19 protein-coding genes are annotated in these 19,381 nt (G+C 45.9%); all 19 read right to left on the bottom strand.

The features are described 5' to 3' along the window. On the bottom strand, window positions 1-2,145 hold a 2,145-nt coding region (locus ACFIK3_RS08055; RefSeq protein ID WP_375676514.1), incomplete at its 3' end, for a phage tail tape measure protein. A 131-nt stretch (window positions 2,146-2,276) separates the two neighbouring features. Continuing rightward, window positions 2,277-2,690: a hypothetical protein gene (locus tag ACFIK3_RS08050; protein WP_375662960.1), complete on the bottom strand. Its 414-nt coding sequence runs from the start codon at window positions 2,688-2,690 to the stop codon at window positions 2,277-2,279. 9 nt (window positions 2,691-2,699) lie between these two features. Continuing rightward, window positions 2,700-3,218 carry a phage major tail tube protein gene (locus ACFIK3_RS08045; protein WP_015856800.1) on the bottom strand — a complete coding sequence of 173 codons (519 nt, stop codon included), beginning with the start codon at window positions 3,216-3,218 and terminating at the stop codon, window positions 2,700-2,702. A 3-nt stretch (window positions 3,219-3,221) separates the two neighbouring features. Next, the gene (locus ACFIK3_RS08040; protein ID WP_375676516.1) at window positions 3,222-4,505 is read right to left on the bottom strand and encodes a phage tail sheath C-terminal domain-containing protein; all 1,284 of its coding nucleotides are present in this window, start codon (window positions 4,503-4,505) and stop codon (window positions 3,222-3,224) included. Window positions 4,506-4,695: 190 nt separating this feature from the next. Continuing rightward, the gene (locus ACFIK3_RS08035) at window positions 4,696-6,060 is read right to left on the bottom strand and encodes a Bgr_08870 family protein (protein WP_375676513.1); all 1,365 of its coding nucleotides are present in this window, start codon (window positions 6,058-6,060) and stop codon (window positions 4,696-4,698) included. 14 nt (window positions 6,061-6,074) lie between these two features. Beyond that, complete coding sequence (locus tag ACFIK3_RS08030) at window positions 6,075-9,218, bottom strand: DUF4815 domain-containing protein (protein ID WP_375676512.1); 3,144 nt, start codon at window positions 9,216-9,218, stop codon at window positions 6,075-6,077. A 1-nt stretch (window position 9,219) separates the two neighbouring features. Continuing rightward, a complete protein-coding gene (locus tag ACFIK3_RS08025; protein WP_375676511.1) occupies window positions 9,220-10,326 on the bottom strand; it encodes a phage tail protein in 1,107 nt (368 codons plus the stop codon). After that, complete coding sequence (locus tag ACFIK3_RS08020) at window positions 10,326-11,207, bottom strand: baseplate J/gp47 family protein (protein WP_375676510.1); 882 nt, start codon at window positions 11,205-11,207, stop codon at window positions 10,326-10,328. The genes ACFIK3_RS08025 and ACFIK3_RS08020 overlap by 1 nt, the downstream gene beginning before the upstream one ends. Continuing rightward, complete coding sequence (locus ACFIK3_RS08015; protein ID WP_375613760.1) at window positions 11,200-11,580, bottom strand: GPW/gp25 family protein; 381 nt, start codon at window positions 11,578-11,580, stop codon at window positions 11,200-11,202. The genes ACFIK3_RS08020 and ACFIK3_RS08015 overlap by 8 nt, the downstream gene beginning before the upstream one ends. Before the next feature lie 3 nt (window positions 11,581-11,583). Then, entirely contained in the window at window positions 11,584-11,784 is a 201-nt protein-coding gene (locus tag ACFIK3_RS08010) for a hypothetical protein (protein ID WP_375660946.1), read from the bottom strand. Between the two features lie 12 nt (window positions 11,785-11,796). After that, a complete protein-coding gene (locus ACFIK3_RS08005; protein WP_375631567.1) occupies window positions 11,797-12,390 on the bottom strand; it encodes a baseplate assembly protein in 594 nt (197 codons plus the stop codon). After that, complete coding sequence (locus tag ACFIK3_RS08000; RefSeq protein ID WP_375660947.1) at window positions 12,387-12,908, bottom strand: hypothetical protein; 522 nt, start codon at window positions 12,906-12,908, stop codon at window positions 12,387-12,389. The genes ACFIK3_RS08005 and ACFIK3_RS08000 overlap by 4 nt, the downstream gene beginning before the upstream one ends. Then, window positions 12,905-13,399: a phage virion morphogenesis protein gene (locus tag ACFIK3_RS07995; RefSeq protein ID WP_375631564.1), complete on the bottom strand. Its 495-nt coding sequence runs from the start codon at window positions 13,397-13,399 to the stop codon at window positions 12,905-12,907. Before ACFIK3_RS07995 ends, ACFIK3_RS08000 begins: the two co-directional genes overlap by 4 nt. Before the next feature lies 1 nt (window position 13,400). Then, entirely contained in the window at window positions 13,401-13,823 is a 423-nt protein-coding gene (locus ACFIK3_RS07990; protein WP_375624209.1) for a gp436 family protein, read from the bottom strand. Window positions 13,824-13,838: 15 nt separating this feature from the next. After that, complete coding sequence (locus ACFIK3_RS07985; protein ID WP_375621653.1) at window positions 13,839-14,804, bottom strand: capsid protein; 966 nt, start codon at window positions 14,802-14,804, stop codon at window positions 13,839-13,841. A gap of 12 nt (window positions 14,805-14,816) precedes the next feature. Further along, the gene (locus tag ACFIK3_RS07980; RefSeq protein ID WP_375613753.1) at window positions 14,817-15,158 is read right to left on the bottom strand and encodes a hypothetical protein; all 342 of its coding nucleotides are present in this window, start codon (window positions 15,156-15,158) and stop codon (window positions 14,817-14,819) included. Then, on the bottom strand, window positions 15,155-16,183 hold the full coding sequence (locus tag ACFIK3_RS07975) for a phage protease (protein ID WP_375676509.1): 1,029 nt from the start codon (window positions 16,181-16,183) through the stop codon (window positions 15,155-15,157). The genes ACFIK3_RS07980 and ACFIK3_RS07975 overlap by 4 nt, the downstream gene beginning before the upstream one ends. A 415-nt stretch (window positions 16,184-16,598) precedes the next feature. Beyond that, complete coding sequence (locus ACFIK3_RS07970) at window positions 16,599-17,804, bottom strand: phage minor head protein (protein ID WP_375676515.1); 1,206 nt, start codon at window positions 17,802-17,804, stop codon at window positions 16,599-16,601. Beyond that, window positions 17,797-19,377 carry a DUF935 domain-containing protein gene (locus ACFIK3_RS07965; RefSeq protein ID WP_375676508.1) on the bottom strand — a complete coding sequence of 527 codons (1,581 nt, stop codon included), beginning with the start codon at window positions 19,375-19,377 and terminating at the stop codon, window positions 17,797-17,799. Before ACFIK3_RS07965 ends, ACFIK3_RS07970 begins: the two co-directional genes overlap by 8 nt. Between the last annotated feature and the right edge of the window lie 4 nt (window positions 19,378-19,381).

The raw sequence follows: 19,381 nt of genomic DNA, 5'->3' as shown, positions 1-19,381 counted from the left end.
TGGTATGGGCTGAATGGCTGTTTTACCCCCCAAAAAACTTGGCAAAAACTCTCTTACATCAATGGAACCAATCCACCCCTTAATGCGGCTAGGCAAAGATTTACAATAATCCATCAATTGTGAGATAGACGACATAAAGCCATCGACAATCGAATTAGCCAGATCTTCGCCCGCTTGTTCCATACCAGCCTTGGCAGCATCCGAGAGCTTTTCCTGTGTAAAAAAACTCTTCAACCATTGCCAAAAGTTGGAAAAGCTTTGTTTAACGCCCTCCCACAAATTGCCAAACCACTCGACAACAGCGCTAAGCTCTTGTTTAAACTTTTGCCAAGTTTGAGAGAAATCAAAAGCAGCAGCAATGATATTTTTCCATTTGGTGATGGTGGTGGTATCAGCACCAAAAAAGCGCATGACGGCTTCAAAGGCACGCCCCCAAGCCCGAGATACCCCCCGTGCAAAACCTTTGACAAAAGAAGAAAAACGATCCCAATATTTCCACAAAGCAAAACCAGCAGCAAGGATGACAGCCACAACAGCAGCAATGACCGCCCCGATCGGGGTAAAAATACCCCCCACAACAGAGGAAAGACTTGCCCCAACCACTTCGATCACTGTCCCCATCCAACCAAAAGAGGCAGCAAATGCACTTCCTGAGACAGCAATCCCCCGTAAAGCCCCTACCAGTAAAGTCATGGGGCGAAGAAGACGCAGCGCACTTCCACCAAAGCTTGCTGCTATTAAACCCAGCGAGCGCCCTGCGGCTGCTAAGCCCCGCCAGCTTGCAGCAACACCACGACTAACAGCACCCATCTTGATAAAAGAGCCCATCAATTGAAGAAGCCCAAGGCGTGTCCCAGCAAGAGTAAAGCGCAACACGCGCAGAGCAATATTAAAAGCCATGAGGGCGGCAATGGTTTTGATAATGGCGCTTGTTAAAGTTGGGTGCGCATTCGCCCACGCCATCAACCCATTGGTAAAATTACCAACAGTTTCCATGAGACTGTTGAGAGGAGGCAGAAGCACTTCACCAATGGTGATGCCCAGAGCCACAATACGGTTTTGTAAGAGTTCAAATTGCCGCATGGCACCGGTTGCTTGTTTGTCTGCTTCTTGTTCTACCGAACCTTTAAAGACTTGTGGATCTTTCACATACTCTAAAGCTTGCCCTAACAATTCGGGGTTACCCACCAATTTGGCAAAATCACCGGTAAAATCGCGCCCCGCAATGGCAATCAGCGAGCGCATCCCCTGTTCGGATTTACCCAACACATTAAAAAAGCGCACCAAGGTGCCGGTGGCATCTTTGTCCAGATCTTGCATGAATTTTTCGCGAGAAAGCCCGATATTGGCAAAAGCATCTTCAATATGTTTGCCCCCTGCCTGAATGCGCGCACTCATGGCATTAAAACCACGCGCGGCACTCTCAGGAACAATCCCAGCAGAAATCATCGCTGTACCAAATGCCGCAGTTTCGCGCGCTGTCAACTTAAACATGGTTGCCGCACCGGTGGCACGATTGGTAAAATCAGACACTTCACTGGCCTTTGCCGCCATGTGATTAGAGAGATGATTGATAGCATCGCCTAGATCTTCAATGCCTACCTGATTAAGCTTAAAGACATTGCGCAATTTGGCAAAGCGCTCCCCAATCTGATCTCCCGTCATATCAAAAGCTACAGCTGCTTTAGCGGCGTAAATGCTAAAAGCTTCTAGATCTTGTTCACCAATCCCTGCTTGGCTGGCACTGGTCATCAATTCTAAGACTTCACGCGCCGCTAGCGGAATCTTGGTGGAGGTTTCAAGCGCAAAACGGCGCAATTCCTTTAAGCGATTAAGGGGGGCATCGAGAACCTTTTCTAGTCCCTTCATCGATTGATCAAATTGCATGGCTTTATAGAGCGGTGCAATTAAGGTTGCTGTTTGCGCAATGGCACCCACCATGCGCCCCCGCGCTTGGATAAAAGCATTTTCCGCATTCTTTGTCGCATCCTCAAGATGCTCAGGGTCAAACCACCCTTTAAAATGCTGCCTTGTCTTGTTTTGGAAATGCGCAACATCTGAACTAAAGGCTGCAAGATCACGCTTGGCAGAAGCTATCCCCTCTTGCAGATGATTGACAAAACGCACAACAAGGGAAACATCCATGACGATTCTTTATCCTAACTGATGGCTTTCATATTCTTGAGCTTTCAGGCGCGCGAGTTCTTCTCGATAGGCAATCACATCCAGCCAATCCATCTGGTTAATCTCTGAAGGCGCCCAGTGATAATAAAGGGCTAGTTCTGCCCCAAATTGTCTGGCAGAGAGGATTGGCGTTGCGTAAAAAAAGCAAAAAAAGCCTTCAATATTGCGACAATATCCATCACATCAACTCGATCAATCAATTCAATAGATTCACGTGACATATCAGCCAAAAGTGCTGTGATGCCTTCTGTTGCCTCACTTGTGAACAAAACTTGAGAAAGCTTCGTGATAAGCACATCATTGCTCAAAGTTGTTTTTTGCTCTCCAAACTCAGGAAGCAGCAGCTCTGTCAATTGTGGTCCAATGAGCACCGCTAATTGCTTGGCATGCTTAAAAGTGGGGCGATAAAAGGTCAGTTTCTTGCATAGAGTTTCTTTGCCACTTTTATCTTGATAAAGAAACGGAACCTGCAATTCCACGTCAATGCTGGTTTGTAAACTTGTCATGATCAATTCCTATAAATTGAGAATAGAGCGGCGGCGAGAACCGATCTCTTGCCCATTGCGGACAAGCCAGCCGCCCCGTTTAAAAGAAAAGCGGTGCAAAACAGAACCATCCCAAAATTCCGTATAGTCCCAAACATTTTTGATCTCGCAATCATAGCCTGTCGCTTTTCCAGCTGTTAAGCCTTCGCTATCGACTTTGACCAACCGCCCTGTCACATCAATGGAATGTTCATGCTCACGTCCATCTTCTTCAGAGATCACATGTTTTTTGCCAGTGAATTTATGACGAAGACCAGGAGGACCACCAAAGATGCCGATAATTTCTGGTGTGTGGCTGCGGATTTTCATTTGCAAACTTAGCGCTTTCACACCAAGACCGCTCACATCAATTTGCATATCAGAGCCCCCTGGTTGATAGGTTTCGGTGATTTCTTCCAACGTGGGCAGTTTCAATGTTTCAAGATCAAGGTGAAGATTCACATCATCATCAACAATCAAGGTAAAACCGCGTACAATGCGTAAAGTCATGCTTTAACTCCTTGCTGCTTTGCGATAAGTTTCAAGCGTATCGCCAAATTGATAAGTCATTTTCTTTTGGATATCTTGCGCCAGCCGATCAAAATAAGCGCTATTGCGCCGGCTGCCGAAACTCAAATCTTCTAAAGGTGGCACTTCTTCTGCATCAAACTCGACCCGCAATTTTCCCAATTGCAAAGTGCTGTTGGAATTTAAATCACGATCAAACCAAACCCGGCCACCCAAAAGCGCACCCCGCGCAATCAGATCATCAAGAAACTGTGTAAGGCTGCGGGTAATGGCAATAACATGTTGACCAGTAAGGTTTTCATCATTCGCCCAAGGGCGTAAATTGTTAATGATGGTTTTTTCCAAGGCTGTACGGGTGCGCACCACATTGACAAAACGCCACAATGGGTCACTGGAGGTGGTATGGTTGCCCCATAAAATGCGCCCATTGGAAGCTACTTCTCCCTGCGCATTTTGGCTAAGCCGTGCTGGAATAAAGGTCGCAATATCGGCTTGGTTAAGGCGATTTGCCTCATGATCAATTTCGCCATCAAAATAGCTAATGGGGCGTGCTGTCCCTAAAATGCCATGCACATCTTGGTTGGAAGGAGACCAAAAAACACCGCCCCTTTGCTTGTCACGTTTGATAAACATAGCGGCAGCAAAAGGACTTGCCGGTTTAACACTAACACCCCCCTCACGATTTGCCACCCGTACAAAGGGGTCAATCAAATAACAAAAGCGTGAGGAAAAATCTGCACGATAGGCAAGACTTTCTTCCGTGTTTTTACCACCCGTATCAAACACGGCAATGGCTTGCAACTTTTCTGCCACTTGTTCTAAAGCATCTGCCACGGGGTTTTTACCATTATCAATCCGCCCTGCACTATAAGCCGGTGCTAAGAGAATTCCAGGTTCCACCCCCAAATGCCCCCGCGCATGCGCTAAGGCATGCACACCGGTCAAGTGAGTATTGGATCCCACCATTTCGGTTTGTGTCTCAGCAATGGTTGACTTTTCTTCCACACGCACAAGGATAATTTGTGCCTCAATCCCCTGCGCGCACACGGCTTTAATCACATCAAGAGCCGTGCCTCTTGCCCCAAGCTTTTGGATTTTCTCTGTCTCATGGGTGAAGACCAACACGGGCTCGTCGAGGGGAAAAACTTGGTTGTCAGCATCAGGGGCTGTAACAACCGCCCCAATGGCGGTCTGATCAAATGTTGCTAAAGGACGGGAATCCTCACCAGCCTCTACAATGCGAATCCCATGATTAAATTCTATTGCCATTTTGCTCTCCAAATCAATGAAGAGAGAATAACAACCATCACCATGCTCCATAAGCCTGACACTGTCAGTCAAAAAAAGCCCTTTCAAAGGGCTTTTAAAGAGCGATAAAAGGACTTAAAAACATATAAACTTGCTTATAGAACAGCTATCCATTTGACTTCTGTCATATCTTGGTTACTTGTGCATCCATTTATTCTTTCCATAATCTTATAAGAACAGCGCCATCAGCACCAGCACCGCTGTCATATCCATCCCTACTAGCACCAGCACCTCCGCCCCCAAAACCACGCCCTGCTTTTCCTGAAGGAAAGCTACCATCTGCCGTTCCTCCACCACCTCCCCTTGATGTATCGCCTCCGGCATCACCTCCGTTACCACTTCTGTTTCCTACAATTCCTTCAATTCCTTTCGTCCCAGCATAACCATTTCCTCCTTTGGCAAGTCCTAGGAGATCATCTGTTGCCCAACCAAAATTTCCACCAATGCCCCCAGTTCCACCAGCACCTGAATAGTAATAAGTATTTCCCTTTGATATACTATAATAAGCACCCCCACCACCATGTCCTCCTGTAGCGGTAATAAAATTCTTTCCAACAACTGTTGTTCCTCCAGAGTTTCCTGTCGCACCATGCTTTGCAACAGAAGTTCCTCCTTTACCAATGATGATATCCTCATGCCCGTTTAAACTGGATTTATAGCCATACCACACGGAACAACCTCCTCCTCCTCCTCCGCCGCCATCGCCATAAGACCAAGAGGAACCACCACTACCTCCGCCGCCCCATGCTTGGATCTCAACTTTGGTTTTATTGCTTACCCAATCTGGCCATTTAATTTTCCCATCTTGCGTATACAGCAATTCAGCATCGGCAATAATGAGTTTATTAATCAAATCTTTTTTGATGTTTTTAATTTCCTGCTTGAGAATATCTATTTCTGCTTTTGTATAAACAAGATCACCATCGACTTTTAAAGGTCCTTTAAGAAAGCTTCCGCTTGTGCTTAAACTGGTAACCATTTCACCATTGTGGATGAGGCTAAACGACGAATTGCCCAAAAGCTCTAAGGCACCACTCATAGTCACTTTGCTGGTAAATTTATTGTAATTTTTCCATTCATTTGGACTTGTGAGGCGACCATAGCTTGTGAGATCTTCGTTGATTTTGGCTCTAAAATCATCAAGCCCCACAATATCTTCGGTTTTATGTTGATGCGCGCCTAACAATGATATTGCACTGCCAAAAGTGAAGTTATTATTGCTTGATTTATAGAGAACATAATTGTTGGCAGCATCTTTTGCGCCTTCGATATCGCTTAAATCAGCAAATGAGAAAGTTTTATCCGCTGCCATTTTGCCATTGAGAGCGCTTTCTAGATTTGTGATTTCGCTTATGGTATGCGTGTGTTGTAAAGGTGCTTTTTCGTTTATCTTTTCCTCAACAGCCAAAAGAGCTTGATCAATTTTGGTCAAGTTTTCCCGCAAGATTGGGAATTCAGAACTGATAAAGCGTCCTTCTTTAGGCAATTCCATGTCGAGTTTTTTGGTTTTTGTCATCTCTCATTTTCCCCTCATAATATGCCGGCGCCAAAATCACACACCATTGACCGCGCTGCTGGTCCACCGGTAAGCGTGAGTTTCAAGCGCGCTTGTTTGGCGCCTTTATCACTACTGATAAATTTTCGTTCTGTCCAAAGCGGTTCAGCGAGTTGCTCTGTTTCCTCTAATTTCAAAGGGGTGAAAGCACCATCATCCAGTTGCATCTCCAGTGAAAAGGTTGCACCACCTGGTAAAAATGTTTTGATATAGCTGGTTAACCTTGCCTTTTCCCCAAAGGCAAAAGCACGCGTGACATAAGTGGCTTCCTTATGGATCTTCCCCGCAATCAATTGAACAGGCGCAAACAAGACGGGTGAGAGCTTTTCGGTGCCTTTGAGAATAGCGCGAAGCTTTATCTTTTCACTGATATATTCAGTAAGACTGAGTAATTGAAAGGGAAGGAGTTGATAAACCGTGCCATTGTTTCTTTCAATTTCAAAGATGACAGAACAATCGCTTGAAGGCAATTCAATGGCTGCGCGTATTTGCAAATCAGAGCAGTCAACAAGGTCAAAAGTGCCAAGATCAATGGTTTTTTCTGTTTGTGTATAGCGTGCCGCCAGCACTCGAAAGGCTAAAGCCTCATCTTGATGGGCGGTCCAGCTCCTAGCATTGACAGAAGAAAAGCGTGGACCGGTCACGTAAGGGTGGCTCGAGACGTATCTCTGGTGTTCTGCATCAAAATCCCCAAGCTTTGCCAGTGAGACAGAATGATTACTATCATCTGTCTTAATAACGAAAGCCGTTAAGCGGTCATCGGGGACAAGGAGTGGTACATCATAGCGTGCCTCTGCCCAACCTAGCTTTGCGCCCTTCATAGAATAAAAGCTTTGCGCTTGAATATCGGCGGTCGGATAACCGTTTTCTGTGGTGACCAAATCAATCACCAGATCATGGTTCTCATTACCGATTTTGCAAAGATGAAAGTCAATACCGGTGATTTGCCGTGTTTCATCGGGGGTAAAAACTTGCGCTTGTGGGTCCACTTGCGTCCAGATCTTTACTGTTGTGGTGCGCCGCATCACTTTCACATCAATCACACCTTGACCTGTAAAAAGCCCTGTTGCAATTGTTCCACCTTTCCCCCGTGCCACAACATTTTTTGTACCAGCCGTAATATTTTGTGGAATCGTGAAAGTGCCTTCAAGGGTGCCTTTGGTGTTAGCAACAAGCTTTGTTTTTGGTAAAATATTCACACCATCAAAGGTAAGACGTTCCAAGATTTCGCTACTGCCAAAACCTTCAATTTTGAAAGAAAGGGTAATTTGTCTCAAAAAATCGATTTTCTCTTGGGTTGCACTCACCAAATCATCACTGATTTCTGTTTTACGAACGCTTCTCCCACGGTTCCAGCCCATATTGATTTGATTGGTCACGCTTGAGAGCCAATCGGTGCGCTGTTCATGCCAGAAGTCTGTCGCGGGTTCAAGGGTTACTGTACCAGGCAAGGTCGCAAAATTTTGATAAGGATTGATTTTTTCGCAAGCAGTTGTCAACTCTTGCGCAATGATCACTTCATTTGTCCAGTCAAGCGTAACAGGCGCGTTCAGATGAGCGGTGTAAAAGGTTGGATCAATGGCGAGATGTAAAATGCCATTGCCTACAGCCCCCGTTTGTTGAAAGCCTTCATCTCTGTAACTATCATCAAGAAAAGGGTCTGCAAACATGCCCTTTTTGGCAACAGGTTCTTTAGAGTCAACATTGCTTTTAATACGCTCTAATTGCATCAATCGATCAAGCGAAAGCACTCGTTGAAAATAGCGCCACATCTCATCATAGGGGGCAACCCGTGTGCCATCATTGACCACAACCGGCGTTTCAAGCCAATTGTTGGTGATCGTTGCAAGGGACAACACATCATCAGGGACATTTGGTGCCATGGGGTGATCTGATGAAACTCCTTTGATATATACGACATTGCCCCCCGTGTTCAGTCCTATGCGGTCAATGCGGGGCAATTTATAAGTGTAACTGACGATAATATCACCACCCTCCGCACCCCCTGAGACTGTGATTTCCTGCGCTGTTACTTTATCAGCCGTGATTTTTGCGCGGTAACGGTAAGTCACCTTATAGCTGCTCCCTGCTAAAGGTTCGTCTCCCACGGGTGCCCAATCAATGGTGTCTCCGGTTTTTTTAAAATCTGTGCCTTCTTTAAATTCCTTGCTTCCTTGAACGATTTTGATAAACGCGGTGATGCTTTTATCAGGAACACCATCACGCCCAGCGGCAACGGCACCACGGGTGACGTTAACGGTTTTTTCTTTTGTCAACAAAAGAGACTGAATATTGGCAATAGGAAAATAATAGGGTTTAAAGGTAAAGCTTGTTTTCCCTTTTTGAGGCGCAAAAATATGCGTTTCGCTTGGAACAACGCTTGTCGAAAAATCCTCTGGCTCTTCATGGCGCAAGGCGGCAAGGCGTTTGCGTTTAAAGCCATTGATATTGGCTTCTCCTTCTTGAATACTAAACACTTGGCAACCGTTATTTGCTCCCAATGCACTTACACGGCAGCCACTCACGATATAATGCCCATGGGCACGGTCGTACGTCGCAATGGCTTGCATGGCGGGTTCAAGCAGTGATGGGGATTTTTGATCAATAAGAACACCATCTTGTAAGATATAAACGGGAAAGAAAGTGCCTTGCTGTGTATCTTCTTTCAGTGCCCAAACAAGCTTTGCTGTTTCGCGTGCGGCACCAGGCTCTCCTTCTGCCAATGTGCCAGGGACTTGCCCCAATAGCTCTGGATCATCTTCGTGTGTTATCCATTTTTTTTGCAGCTTCACACCAATTTCAATGCGCCCAATCATGGCAACATTGTTGAGTACAGCTTCAGAGACTGGAAAGATATCGCCTGCGATATAAATTTTGCCATCCGTTAACGTTACGGTCCTTGTCTCTTTGTTGACAAAAGCATCAGCCCGTTCAACGCGGTCTCCTTCTTGTGCCACAAGGCGCCCCAAGCGGTCATGCCGCCCCCTTATAATGGTTTGAACCTCATTGAGTTCACCACTTTGAATAAAGGGACGCGTGCCATAAAAGACAACGCTTTGTTGTTCCTCTTTGCCGCGAGATCTGTCAATTGCAAAGGGTAAACCACTTTCATGCTTCATATTAAAACCTCAATAAAATCTTGAATTGTTCGCGAACATCGGCACGCAAAGGAATATTGATAGGCGTTTTGAGTATCTCTACACCGCCATTTAGTTCATCAGCCCCTAACCAAAGTTTGCCAAGAGGGGTTTGTTGTGCAAGACAGCCATGAACGAGAAGGGAAACAGCGGCGGCTTGTTTGTCCTCAACATCTTCAAAATCTGTGCGGGCTGCAAGAAACAACAGAGTGCCTGTTGTAGAAGGGTTAAATCTGTTGCCACAATGGTTGTAAACACCCTCTAAAACCTGCTCTACAGGCTGGACAATGTTGCATCGGCGATACCCAATCAGAGTATTGTTTTCGTCTCTTAAAGCCAAATAAAGGGGACGATTTTGGAACCACTCTGCCATGAGTATATCGCGTTCATGTTTTTTGACCGAACACCACGGAAAATTTGCCATGTCCCATGGATAATCGATTTGTTCAAAGCTTAACTCTTCATCCCCATCATCTATCCAATTGCCAATAAGCCTGCCTTCTTCTCTTGTGAGCGTGTGATTGATCTCTGTTGTGCGCCCAAAGGAAAACAAAGTGCCCCCAGCTGTTAAGCGAACACCGCTTTCATACTCCAACATGCTGTCATCAAGTCGTGACATATTGCCTTCCATGGCTTGCACATCATAACCATAGGTCCCACGGCGAAAATCAGAGCGCAAACTTTTGGAAAGGTCGGTAATCGCTTCAATGGCTTCAAGGCTTTTGCGTTCAGGCAACTGATCAAAATCAAGTTGAAAGGAATTCCACCATGCGCGCCCCGTCCAGGCGGGTTGAAAGCGTGCTGTAATCCCTAGCCATTCAAGCCCCATCTCTATTGCCGCAAGGGAGCCGCGAATATTTTGCCATGCAAGACCCTGATCAATTAAATCATAAAGGGTAGAGAAATAAGGGTTTAATTCTTGTAAGCCATATTCGTCTATTAAAAAGGGTAACCAAGAAGGCGGACGCGTAATAAATTTCGCGCGGGGTATTTCTTCGAGTGCCGTTTTAACGTGAGGGTCAAAAGCCATTGCTTCTGCAAAACAACGTTCAAACAAGCTCGAATTTGGGGGCAAAAGTGAGGAAAGCATCAATAAGCACGCCCCCGTTCAGACAAGACAATATCCCCCAAAGCTACAGCTTCATCAGGTGCGACCAAAATATCCTCACAAGGTTGCGTTATGTTCACATGGTGAACGCCCTCAACCATCAAGCGGCTTAGTATCCAACTTAAAGACAAATCACGCCCAAGCCTTTGCGCACGCGCCCATTCTGCTCTTAAATTCTGCTCTGCTCTTTCCAAAACAAAGGAGCCTTCATCCGGTAACAACCAAAAATCAGCAGAAACATTGATCATCCGCTGTACCGCGCTTTTCACAAGGATGTGGTCATTGGTCATTTTAACATGGGGGGCATCAAGGGCTGCTTGCACCTTTGCAATTAAAGCCTCATCAGCTACCCCTGAAGGAGCGTCACTAAAAAGCGCAACATGAATAATCGGGCTTTTGCCCACACGATAAACAAAAGCATCTTTGACATGGATATCGCTTGAGAGGGCAAAATATTGGTAACGTGGCGCTGTGCCCCCTGTGGAATGTCCTTGTCTATTCAAGCGAATGCGGCGGCGCAAACGCTCATCATCTTCATCCAAAAGGCGCGTGACCCCATGAAAATCCCCCAAATGATCTAAACTTGTTCCATGGGCAAATGTGAGTAAATTATCCCGCGCCACTTCATTAATTCGCTGGCGCAATAGCAACTCTTCATAAGCCGCCGCTTGCAATTGAATGACAACCGGATCATAAGCCGTCTTTTCCACATTATAAGGAATATGATGCGCTGCAAAAAGCTCAGTCAAACGCGTGATCTTTTGCTCTAAAATTGCTTCAACAGAAAGCTCTTCAATAATTTGTGGCAGAGGGAGTTGTGGAGGGGGAATCTGTGAAAAGGGTAAAGGTTCAAACTCAGTCATCACCAACCTCTAAATTGATGCTCATTGGCTCTTGGTGTGACCAATCTCCCAAATGCCCATTGGGATAAAAAACACCCGTTAAAACAAAATGGAACGTGCCTTCACGCGTTGCTTTTGTCAGATCAATCCTCTGCAACGAAAACCCAGGCTCTCCACACTCTGGATCATCGAGTGCTTCAACAATTGCTTGATAAAGCTGCATCATCGTCGCAGGGTCAGCATTGGCATCTTGGAATGCTCCAACATCACATCCATAATGACGACGCAAAACCCGTGTCCCAATTCTTGTCGTCAGACATTTACGAAGTGACTGTTGACAATGCGCAAAGCCATATAAAAGAGAGCCATCCTTTTCGCTCATCCCGCACCGCATGCTTTAAGCCCCTTTGCTTGTCTTTGTGGTAGAAACAGTTGGGGGCGCAGAAACAACAGGTGCTGGTTTTTCAGCGATCTGACCAAGCAGCAACGGATATTTAGCCTCTTCCTCACTTAAACAAATTTCTTCACCTTTGCCCAGTGAACGCTTGCCTGCAACAAAATCGGCATTGGTTAAAATAACATAAATGTTCTCACGCATGATAAAACTCCTTTAAAGAGGGGAAGAGGTTGTGGAGGGACCCATTTTGACCCCACCGTGTTTGTGGCTTGCGCCAACAGATTTTTGATTATGCTGTAAATCTTCTGCTTGAATCCGCACACTACCCGTTAATTCAACACGGGTTGCTTGATGAGAAAGCACCAAACCTTTTTCACTCAAATGGATTTGGTTTTCCCCATGGGAGAGAATAAGTTCATCTTTTGTCATTCGCAAAGCGCCACCGGCATAACAGAGCGCCAACTCTTGGAAAGAGCGTGCGGGATTAGGTGCATCCTCACTATAACTATCGCGCACCACCAGAGAGGCAGAACCAATTTCGCCATGGGGATTTAATAACCGCACCGGATCACCAACATGGAGGGGCATATTGCTTGAGAGAGCGCCAGAAGCTTCTTGCGCTTGTAGCCAAGGCGATAAAACTGCTTGTCCATTAGAACCCTGTTCGGAAAGTTTCACCCGCACCCTATGGCCATCAACTTGCACAACCCGCCCAATCATGTGCTGGTTGGCAAGACAGCGTTCAAGCGCATCAAGACGCTTCATTATTTGTCGCAAGGTGTCACTCAACAAATGCGCATCATTCATAGCAACACCTCATCATCACATGAAATCAAACCACTTTTGAGTTGTCCTTCATCACAAAAAATATCCTGTCCCAACTGATGCAAATCTTGGTGCCATTCCACCACGCTTATCGATACACCACGCTGCTTAATCGCCGCGGAAATAATCGGTTCAATCTGGACATCACGCGGGGCACTCAAATGCGTTAGCCCCCACAATTGCCCGCTATGGCATAAAACCGCAATGGCTTCTGCTAAAAGCCAACTGGAAACATCACGCTCTTTACCAGTGGTAATAATAAAAGCCCCTAAATGAAGATCAGCACTCATCTGTCCACTTGCTACAGGATTCAAACGGCTTTCTAACACCGCAACCCGTATTGCTGGAGCCACCAGCATCTGTGTTTCAAGTTCTTCTAAATTAAAACGTCCAAATTGACAGCCGCAATCACGCACATCCGGCAAAGCGCCTTTAAGGCTCCTTATCACCGCTTCACGAAACTGATTAATGCGCCCTGCTTGTGTGATCGTTTGGTTCATGAAAAGACCCTTTCCAGCCAGTCTTCTGTCGCTTTGACAATTTCCACTTTATTGTGCTCTGAAAGCCCCAAATAAGGGCGTGCCGGCATGGTCACTTGATGCACACAAACAAAGCGGTGTGCATTACCGCTTTTAAGAAAAAAGCGCAGTGTCTTGCCATTTTTCGGGCGAATAACCCCACCTAATTGATGAATCCGCGCATAAACCAACCCAGAGCCCACAATCACCTGTTCTGGTGAAGCTTTCATATCAATGGAGCGTGAAAGCGCCCCACTGGCATAAAGAATGGAGGTGCGGGCATAATTGTTTTTCCACTTCTCTCCTTGGGCAGAATTTTTTTCGCTTTGAATCCGCCGCCTTGTGCTTTCTTGGATGAGACGCCCAACCCCTTGTGCCAAAGTCCCCATCGAGCTATCAGCGCCCTTTTGCAAAAAGGATAAAGCCGCTTCAAGCCCTGTCTCTTTAATCTCAATATGGGTTGCAACAGACATGTTACCTTCCCATCAAACGCGGCTTGGCATGAAAAAAAGCCCCATCACGAACCGGTCCATCTTCGCTCATAATTTTAGGTTCATCTATGCCTAAACCCGCTTTGCCTTCGGCAATACGTTTCAAGAGTTCAACCGCCTGTTTGTAACGATCTTCAATAGTCGTGGTCAGTGCCGTATGGCGTATGGCTAAATTATAAACAGCAATATTGACACAGATCATACCCAGAGCCGCCGGCTGTCCAGCAATGGGGATTGAGTAGCGATGAGACAAATGCACATCAATCTCACCACTTGCCTGTTCGAGCGCGCGGGCAATGGCTTGCTCTGAAAAAACTGGATCAGAATTCTCATCCATCCCGCATAAGTCATCCAAGAAGTCATCACCCCAGAGCTCTTCAATCAATGTTTTGCTTGCATAAGCCATGTTTAAAAGTTTCCCTTAGACAACTTCTTGCAACAAAACACCGGCATCTTTTGCGGCAACCAATTCACACACACGTTCCCCCACACGCACCCGTTTACCACCCGACAAGCCGATATCTGGATCTTGGATCACTCCAGACAAACGCTCGCCCAACTGGGCGCTAAAGCCCCAACTGATCACCGAACCATCTGCCTGTTGTTTGGTAGGGTCAATATAAAGCAGTGCAATCTTATTGCCCCACACGCGTGCCAATTGTGCCGAACGCCCTTTACGTGCCAAATTCACTTGCGATTCACCAATGAGTAAACGATCGGGGTGTATTTCCATCAGATCAGCAAATTGCGCCTTGGTGACAAAACCATCAGCAGTGCCACCCCCTTTAACGGCTTTAATGATTTTGGGATGACGTTTGAGTTTTGACCAAACAACTTTGCCCATCACAATGGTGTTGGGCGTATAGACGAGACTTTTATCCATCGCCTCATCTAAAGTGGCATAAGGGTCAGATTTCTCATAATCGCTAAATTTATTTTCACCCTTAAGCGTAATCACCCGCTCTGGTGCGTAATTTTCACTTCTTTGCACAAGGGCTGCAACACGCACTTCACGCCCCAATTCTAGCAAATTGGCAAGTCCCTCTACAGCTGTCTTTTCGGGGTTATAACGAGAGCGTCGCTCCGCCCGTGCGCGTGCCGCTGCTTCAATATCTGAATTGGGGATGAGATCATCAAGTCCGTAATCTTTGACACTGGCTTCCCGTTCAAAGGCAGAAAATTCCACCACATTCGGGCGCCCTTTTCGCCCAACTTCAAGTTCAGGCACGGTAAAATTTTCCGCTAAGGGAAATTCACTATATTTAAACACCTCACTTAAAACACAAACGCGTGGCAAAACTTTATCGCCAATAAGAGAACCTGCTGGATTGCGATAACCAATAGCAATAGCGGTGAGTGTTGGATCAATGGGAAAAGGTCTGTTCATTTTATGCCTCGATTAATTAATTTTAAAAGAAATAACATCACCAGCAGAACCATCACTCATGGCAATACCAATGGTGCGATCTGCAGCTTCCGCTTTAATGGCGTGTCCTTTGGGGTCAGAGGTCAAAAAATCACCAAAGGAAACATTGCCTCCACAAACCACTTCGCCCCAACCACATTGGCCAACATCAATCATCTCACCAGCCTTTGCACTCAATGACCCAGCAGTCCCTAATAATTTATCACCCTTACCAGAAGCCGTTGCCACCATTCCATCACCGCGCGCTGCAACAATGCAATAAGGTGAAATCACATCTCCAGCGCGAAAAGATTTAATCAAAATCATCGTACTCATAATGGGCGCTCCTTTTGCTCGCTAATATACTCAACTGCTCGGCTAATGGTGATGTCGAAGCCTTTTTGCTTCTGCTCTTCCTGATAATGGCGTGCCGCAAGGGCAACCTCTTCTGGAGCAAGCTTTGGTTCTTGCGCTAAGGAACACACTTCTAAAGGGCTTATTGAGGCAAGCGCCGGCAATTTCTCGACCAAACTTTTAAAATGCTCCATCCCCCCTTCAAGGCTACAGAGCGCACGATATTCCTCGCGAGCAGCCGGCAAAATCTTGCCCTCTTCAATGGTCTTATCTAAAAGACTCTCAATGGCACTGTTTTTTTGCTCTTCTTGCAAAAGCGCTAAATCTTCTCGCGCTTTTATTAATTGGGCATTTAATTCCACGCGTTCCTTTTCGCGCGCTTTAAGCGTTGCTAAAACCTCATCCGCTTTAGCATCTTCTGCCAGCGATAGTGCACTGGCAATGGCTGTCAAATCCATCATTTTCTCCGTCAAAGTTATAGGGGAAGGCTGTTCACGGCTTAAAGCCGTCATGACAAGGGCTGGACGGTTCACCAAACCAGCACCTGCTAAATTCAAAATTTCACCTTTCTTGGAATGGCGAAACTCAGGCGAAAGATAGCGATATTCTCGGGCAACAATCTTTTTGCTAGCCATATCGGTCCATTTAACACGCCCCCAAATCGCACCATCCCGCTCTGCTAATTCTTCAATCCAGCCACTGGCAGGTGCTTCTAAACCATTTCTCGCACGGTGATGTTGCCCATGCTCATAATCAATCACAAGCGGTCCTTTATTGGCTGCAAAGGCTTTTAAAATAGTTTGCGGGTTATAATGCCATTGTCGTCCATCACGTGCCTTTACATGGGGCGCTTTGGGCAAAAGCTCTACCCATTCAGGCGCTTGGCTAACGGTGGCGTCTTCACATGAAATGTCTTGGCATAAAACGTCTGGACAGAGATCTATTAACGCAGCATGAAATGTTTCTGCATCCCCATCTTTTTGATCTTCGTGAAATTCCTGTTCCATACATTGCCTATTGCTTTACAATTGTCATTGGCAATACAATGCATGAAACTTACTCCCACCATAAGTCTGACACTGTCAGTCAAAAGAGCATTTCTCAAAAAAGCACTCTTTTCCCTATTCTTCTCCTTGTGAGAAAAACCCCCGTGCCAAACCATCCTATAAAATCGTTTTCAAAGGCACTTCAAAGGCGATAGAGCGCCGTTGTGAAGTGAGAGGTACAATTTATCGCCTTATACAAAAAAAGCCTCTCTCAAGCCGTTTTTTTTAAGATTGCTTTTAAACTTTTAAACTGTTACTTCTATCCACGAGGCGTGAGCCAGTTATACCAGGACGGTTTTACCGGATCTGCGAGGAGTTGACCGCCCTCCACGCCTTCTCTTTTCACAAAAGCCAGCAGGTCTTTCCGGTGTTCTCTTTACAACAACCTCTCGCCCTTTTTTTCAGCCGCATCCAATAAGCGTCCAATTTCTCTAGAGTTTTTTTTATGCATGGAGGTCAACCACCATTCTTGTTTGCTTGCCACAAATTTAACCGCTAAGCGCCACCATACCCCATCATTTTCACCCAAAAACACAACGCTCGGTACACCTTTTCGCCTGATAATTCCATGGGGGCGAATGAGTGTTTGAATGGCGCCTCGAAAATCATCCAAGCGAAGATCACGCGCTTGATGCTCTAACAAAATATGTTTCACACTGTCTGCGGATAAGCGAATAAGAGAATTTTCCGCTGCAAAAACATCACCCACCTTTTGTGGTATCGGTGCAATGGGTATAAACCCGCGAAGCATCCGTCCTTCAAACATGGCTTCCAAAAGTGGTGAACCCACAATATCTTCAATGGCAATGCGTTTGTCATTGTCCCCCATCACGGAAATTTTATCACTCAAAAAACGGCTTAAATTTTGCGCCCGATGTTTCCCAGGATTAGAATGCCAACCAGGATCAATCCCCTTTGGTATCTTCTCAACTTTCCCCGTTCGCTTATTGTGCCAAACCTGCTTTTCAACATGAAGTGGCTCTGCCCCCTCTTCATAGCCTAAATCTTCTGCTTCATAACGGCTTACCTGTCGCACACTGCATTTACACCGCCAACCATTGGGCGGATAAAGCCAATCCCAAACCGGATCATCAACAGGTGCGGTAAACCCCACCCAACTTTCATGTTCTAAACGCTTATGTTCTGAACTTGACAAAGCATAGGTGAGATAGGGCAAAAATTCTTTATTATTTTGTGTGCGCTCCCACTCACCTGCCGCATGCGCACTCATGGTATTGGCCCAATAGACCGTTTCTAAACGCCGTGGGCTGCCCAATTGTACCACGCTCTTTTCACCAGTTTTGGGGTCAATGCTGGTCTTTTTACCCCACCAACCCTTTTCCTGTAAAATCGGCATCAAATTTTTTTGAAAATCTTGAAAAGGAACTTGATGCTTTATGGCTTCTCCAACCGCTCGCTTAAAATCCTCCAAAATGTCATAGCCTAGCGATTTCGCCACCGTAAAGGAAAAGGCATGTTCTTCTGGTGCTATATCACGCCAATCAAAGCTTGGAACAAGTGCCTTGGCTTCAAAATAACGGGTGACCTCTTTAGGGGCGGTTTTAAAAAGTTCCTCATCCATGATACCCAAGCCCACGTGCAATCATTTGTACTTTTGCCAAGCGCGCTGCTAATGCATGATGATCCATCTCACCCAATAATTCATCTAAGCCTTTTAGGATATCCTCATAACTTGTTGCTTCTCTTACAAGCTTTTTAAAAGGCTCTAAAAGGGGTTCTAAGTCCTCTTCCCAGTCGCTTAAAGCTTCTTGTGAAAGCCGGTCCAATTCGTCGTGATATTTCCCACCCTTCTCTTTTGCACCCTTGCTCTCTCTTGTCACAGAAACATCAAAAACACCTCCACAATCAGCACAAACATGAGCCTTTTCTCCCCTCTCATCATCAAGCGCATTATCAGGAGCCTTTAAAACATCTTCTTCTTTTGTTGGTTGCGAAAAACCAATCTTATTGCGCACTTCTTGCGCCCCAACACGCAAACCTAAAGGCACAAGTTTTTCCAAAGCGTCACTAATCGCTTTAATGTCTTCATTTTCCGAAATCGGCCAATAAACAAGGGGAGTGCGCTCTTGGCGCCCAAAATTAATCTCAACAAAGGGCACAATTAAATCACGATTAGCCGTTAAAGCTAATTGGCGTGCATCAGCTCTGGCAATATCATGGCGCACATTTTCATGAATGCGCGCTTGCGAAAAGGACGAACCATCATCCGTCGTCATGGTTTGCCCCAACACACCTTTAGAAATTTGTCGATCTAAATATTCCGCCTTAGAAGCAAACACCGCATTGCCACTGCCCCCTGCCGCTTCAATAAATTCAATCTCCATTTCTTTGGGAATAATCGCTGCCGCATCACTGGATAAATCACGCACCGCTTGAATAAGAACCCGTCGTTCCTCATGAGAAGAGCTTGCCCCATATTTACCCACACGCAAAGGCATGCCATAAACTTCTAAAAATGCCATCCAATCTTTTAAGGTATAAGATTTAAACAAAAAAGCCCAAGCTGCAAGCCGCGCAAGCCCAGAACGAATAGGCAAACCGCTTTTCAACTTGGGTCTGTGAATAGAAAATTTATAAGCAGGCAATTCACTTCCATGCAAAGAGCCCTCTTCTTTTAAACGCAAATGAAAACCATCCCGTCGATCCAATTGAAAAAACCGCTGGTCACGCCATTTCCAAGCAACCGGCCACCATTCCTTGGCACTCTTGTCCCACAAAGTTTCAACAACCGCATAGCCTTTTCCCAAAGCATCTAACAAATCCGTGACATAATCATCAACAAAGGTAGGCGCACTAATCACTTCCCGCACCGCATCTGCTATCTTTTTGTCCTGTGCACTGTTGCTTGCGGCAATCACTCCAGGCTCCACCCCTGTGAGAGCATTTTTACGCATGCCAAGCACAGCACGATAATGCAAATCACGCTCTTCCATATCATCGGCAAGTTGGAAAAACTGCTCTGGATGACCCTCTGCTGCCTGTTGTAAAATATCAGCAAGTTGCGCAGGGGTCAGACCACTGACAATGGTTTGTGACCACACATCACGAACACCGCCAACGGTAGGGCTTGCGACTTCTCTCTCCAACCCTTTGATATTAAGCGCCCTGCCCCACTGATCTAAAATTTTTACCATCTCA

The sequence above is a fragment of the Bartonella sp. CB10SXKL genome (genome assembly GCF_042195515.1).
Taxonomy (GTDB): domain Bacteria; phylum Pseudomonadota; class Alphaproteobacteria; order Rhizobiales; family Rhizobiaceae; genus Bartonella.
This window is presented reverse-complemented; position numbering and strand designations above follow the sequence as displayed.

Bases quoted from the DNA above. Each gene is read 5' to 3' on its own strand.
- ACFIK3_RS08050 (WP_375662960.1), bottom strand. From the start codon at position 2,690: ATGACAAGTTTACAAACCAGCATTGACGTGGAATTGCAGGTTCCGTTT.
- ACFIK3_RS08045 (WP_015856800.1), bottom strand. From the start codon at position 3,218: ATGACTTTACGCATTGTACGCGGTTTTACCTTGATTGTTGATGATGAT.
- ACFIK3_RS08040 (WP_375676516.1), bottom strand. From the start codon at position 4,505: ATGGCAATAGAATTTAATCATGGGATTCGCATTGTAGAGGCTGGTGAG.
- ACFIK3_RS08035 (WP_375676513.1), bottom strand. From the start codon at position 6,060: ATGACAAAAACCAAAAAACTCGACATGGAATTGCCTAAAGAAGGACGC.
- ACFIK3_RS08030 (WP_375676512.1), bottom strand. From the start codon at position 9,218: ATGAAGCATGAAAGTGGTTTACCCTTTGCAATTGACAGATCTCGCGGC.
- ACFIK3_RS08025 (WP_375676511.1), bottom strand. From the start codon at position 10,326: ATGCTTTCCTCACTTTTGCCCCCAAATTCGAGCTTGTTTGAACGTTGT.
- ACFIK3_RS08020 (WP_375676510.1), bottom strand. From the start codon at position 11,207: ATGACTGAGTTTGAACCTTTACCCTTTTCACAGATTCCCCCTCCACAA.
- ACFIK3_RS08015 (WP_375613760.1), bottom strand. From the start codon at position 11,580: ATGCGGTGCGGGATGAGCGAAAAGGATGGCTCTCTTTTATATGGCTTT.
- ACFIK3_RS08010 (WP_375660946.1), bottom strand. From the start codon at position 11,784: ATGCGTGAGAACATTTATGTTATTTTAACCAATGCCGATTTTGTTGCA.
- ACFIK3_RS08005 (WP_375631567.1), bottom strand. From the start codon at position 12,390: ATGAATGATGCGCATTTGTTGAGTGACACCTTGCGACAAATAATGAAG.
- ACFIK3_RS08000 (WP_375660947.1), bottom strand. From the start codon at position 12,908: ATGAACCAAACGATCACACAAGCAGGGCGCATTAATCAGTTTCGTGAA.
- ACFIK3_RS07995 (WP_375631564.1), bottom strand. From the start codon at position 13,399: ATGTCTGTTGCAACCCATATTGAGATTAAAGAGACAGGGCTTGAAGCG.
- ACFIK3_RS07990 (WP_375624209.1), bottom strand. From the start codon at position 13,823: ATGGCTTATGCAAGCAAAACATTGATTGAAGAGCTCTGGGGTGATGAC.
- ACFIK3_RS07985 (WP_375621653.1), bottom strand. From the start codon at position 14,804: ATGAACAGACCTTTTCCCATTGATCCAACACTCACCGCTATTGCTATT.
- ACFIK3_RS07980 (WP_375613753.1), bottom strand. From the start codon at position 15,158: ATGAGTACGATGATTTTGATTAAATCTTTTCGCGCTGGAGATGTGATT.
- ACFIK3_RS07975 (WP_375676509.1), bottom strand. From the start codon at position 16,183: ATGGAACAGGAATTTCACGAAGATCAAAAAGATGGGGATGCAGAAACA.
- ACFIK3_RS07970 (WP_375676515.1), bottom strand. From the start codon at position 17,804: ATGGATGAGGAACTTTTTAAAACCGCCCCTAAAGAGGTCACCCGTTAT.
- ACFIK3_RS07965 (WP_375676508.1), bottom strand. From the start codon at position 19,377: ATGGTAAAAATTTTAGATCAGTGGGGCAGGGCGCTTAATATCAAAGGG.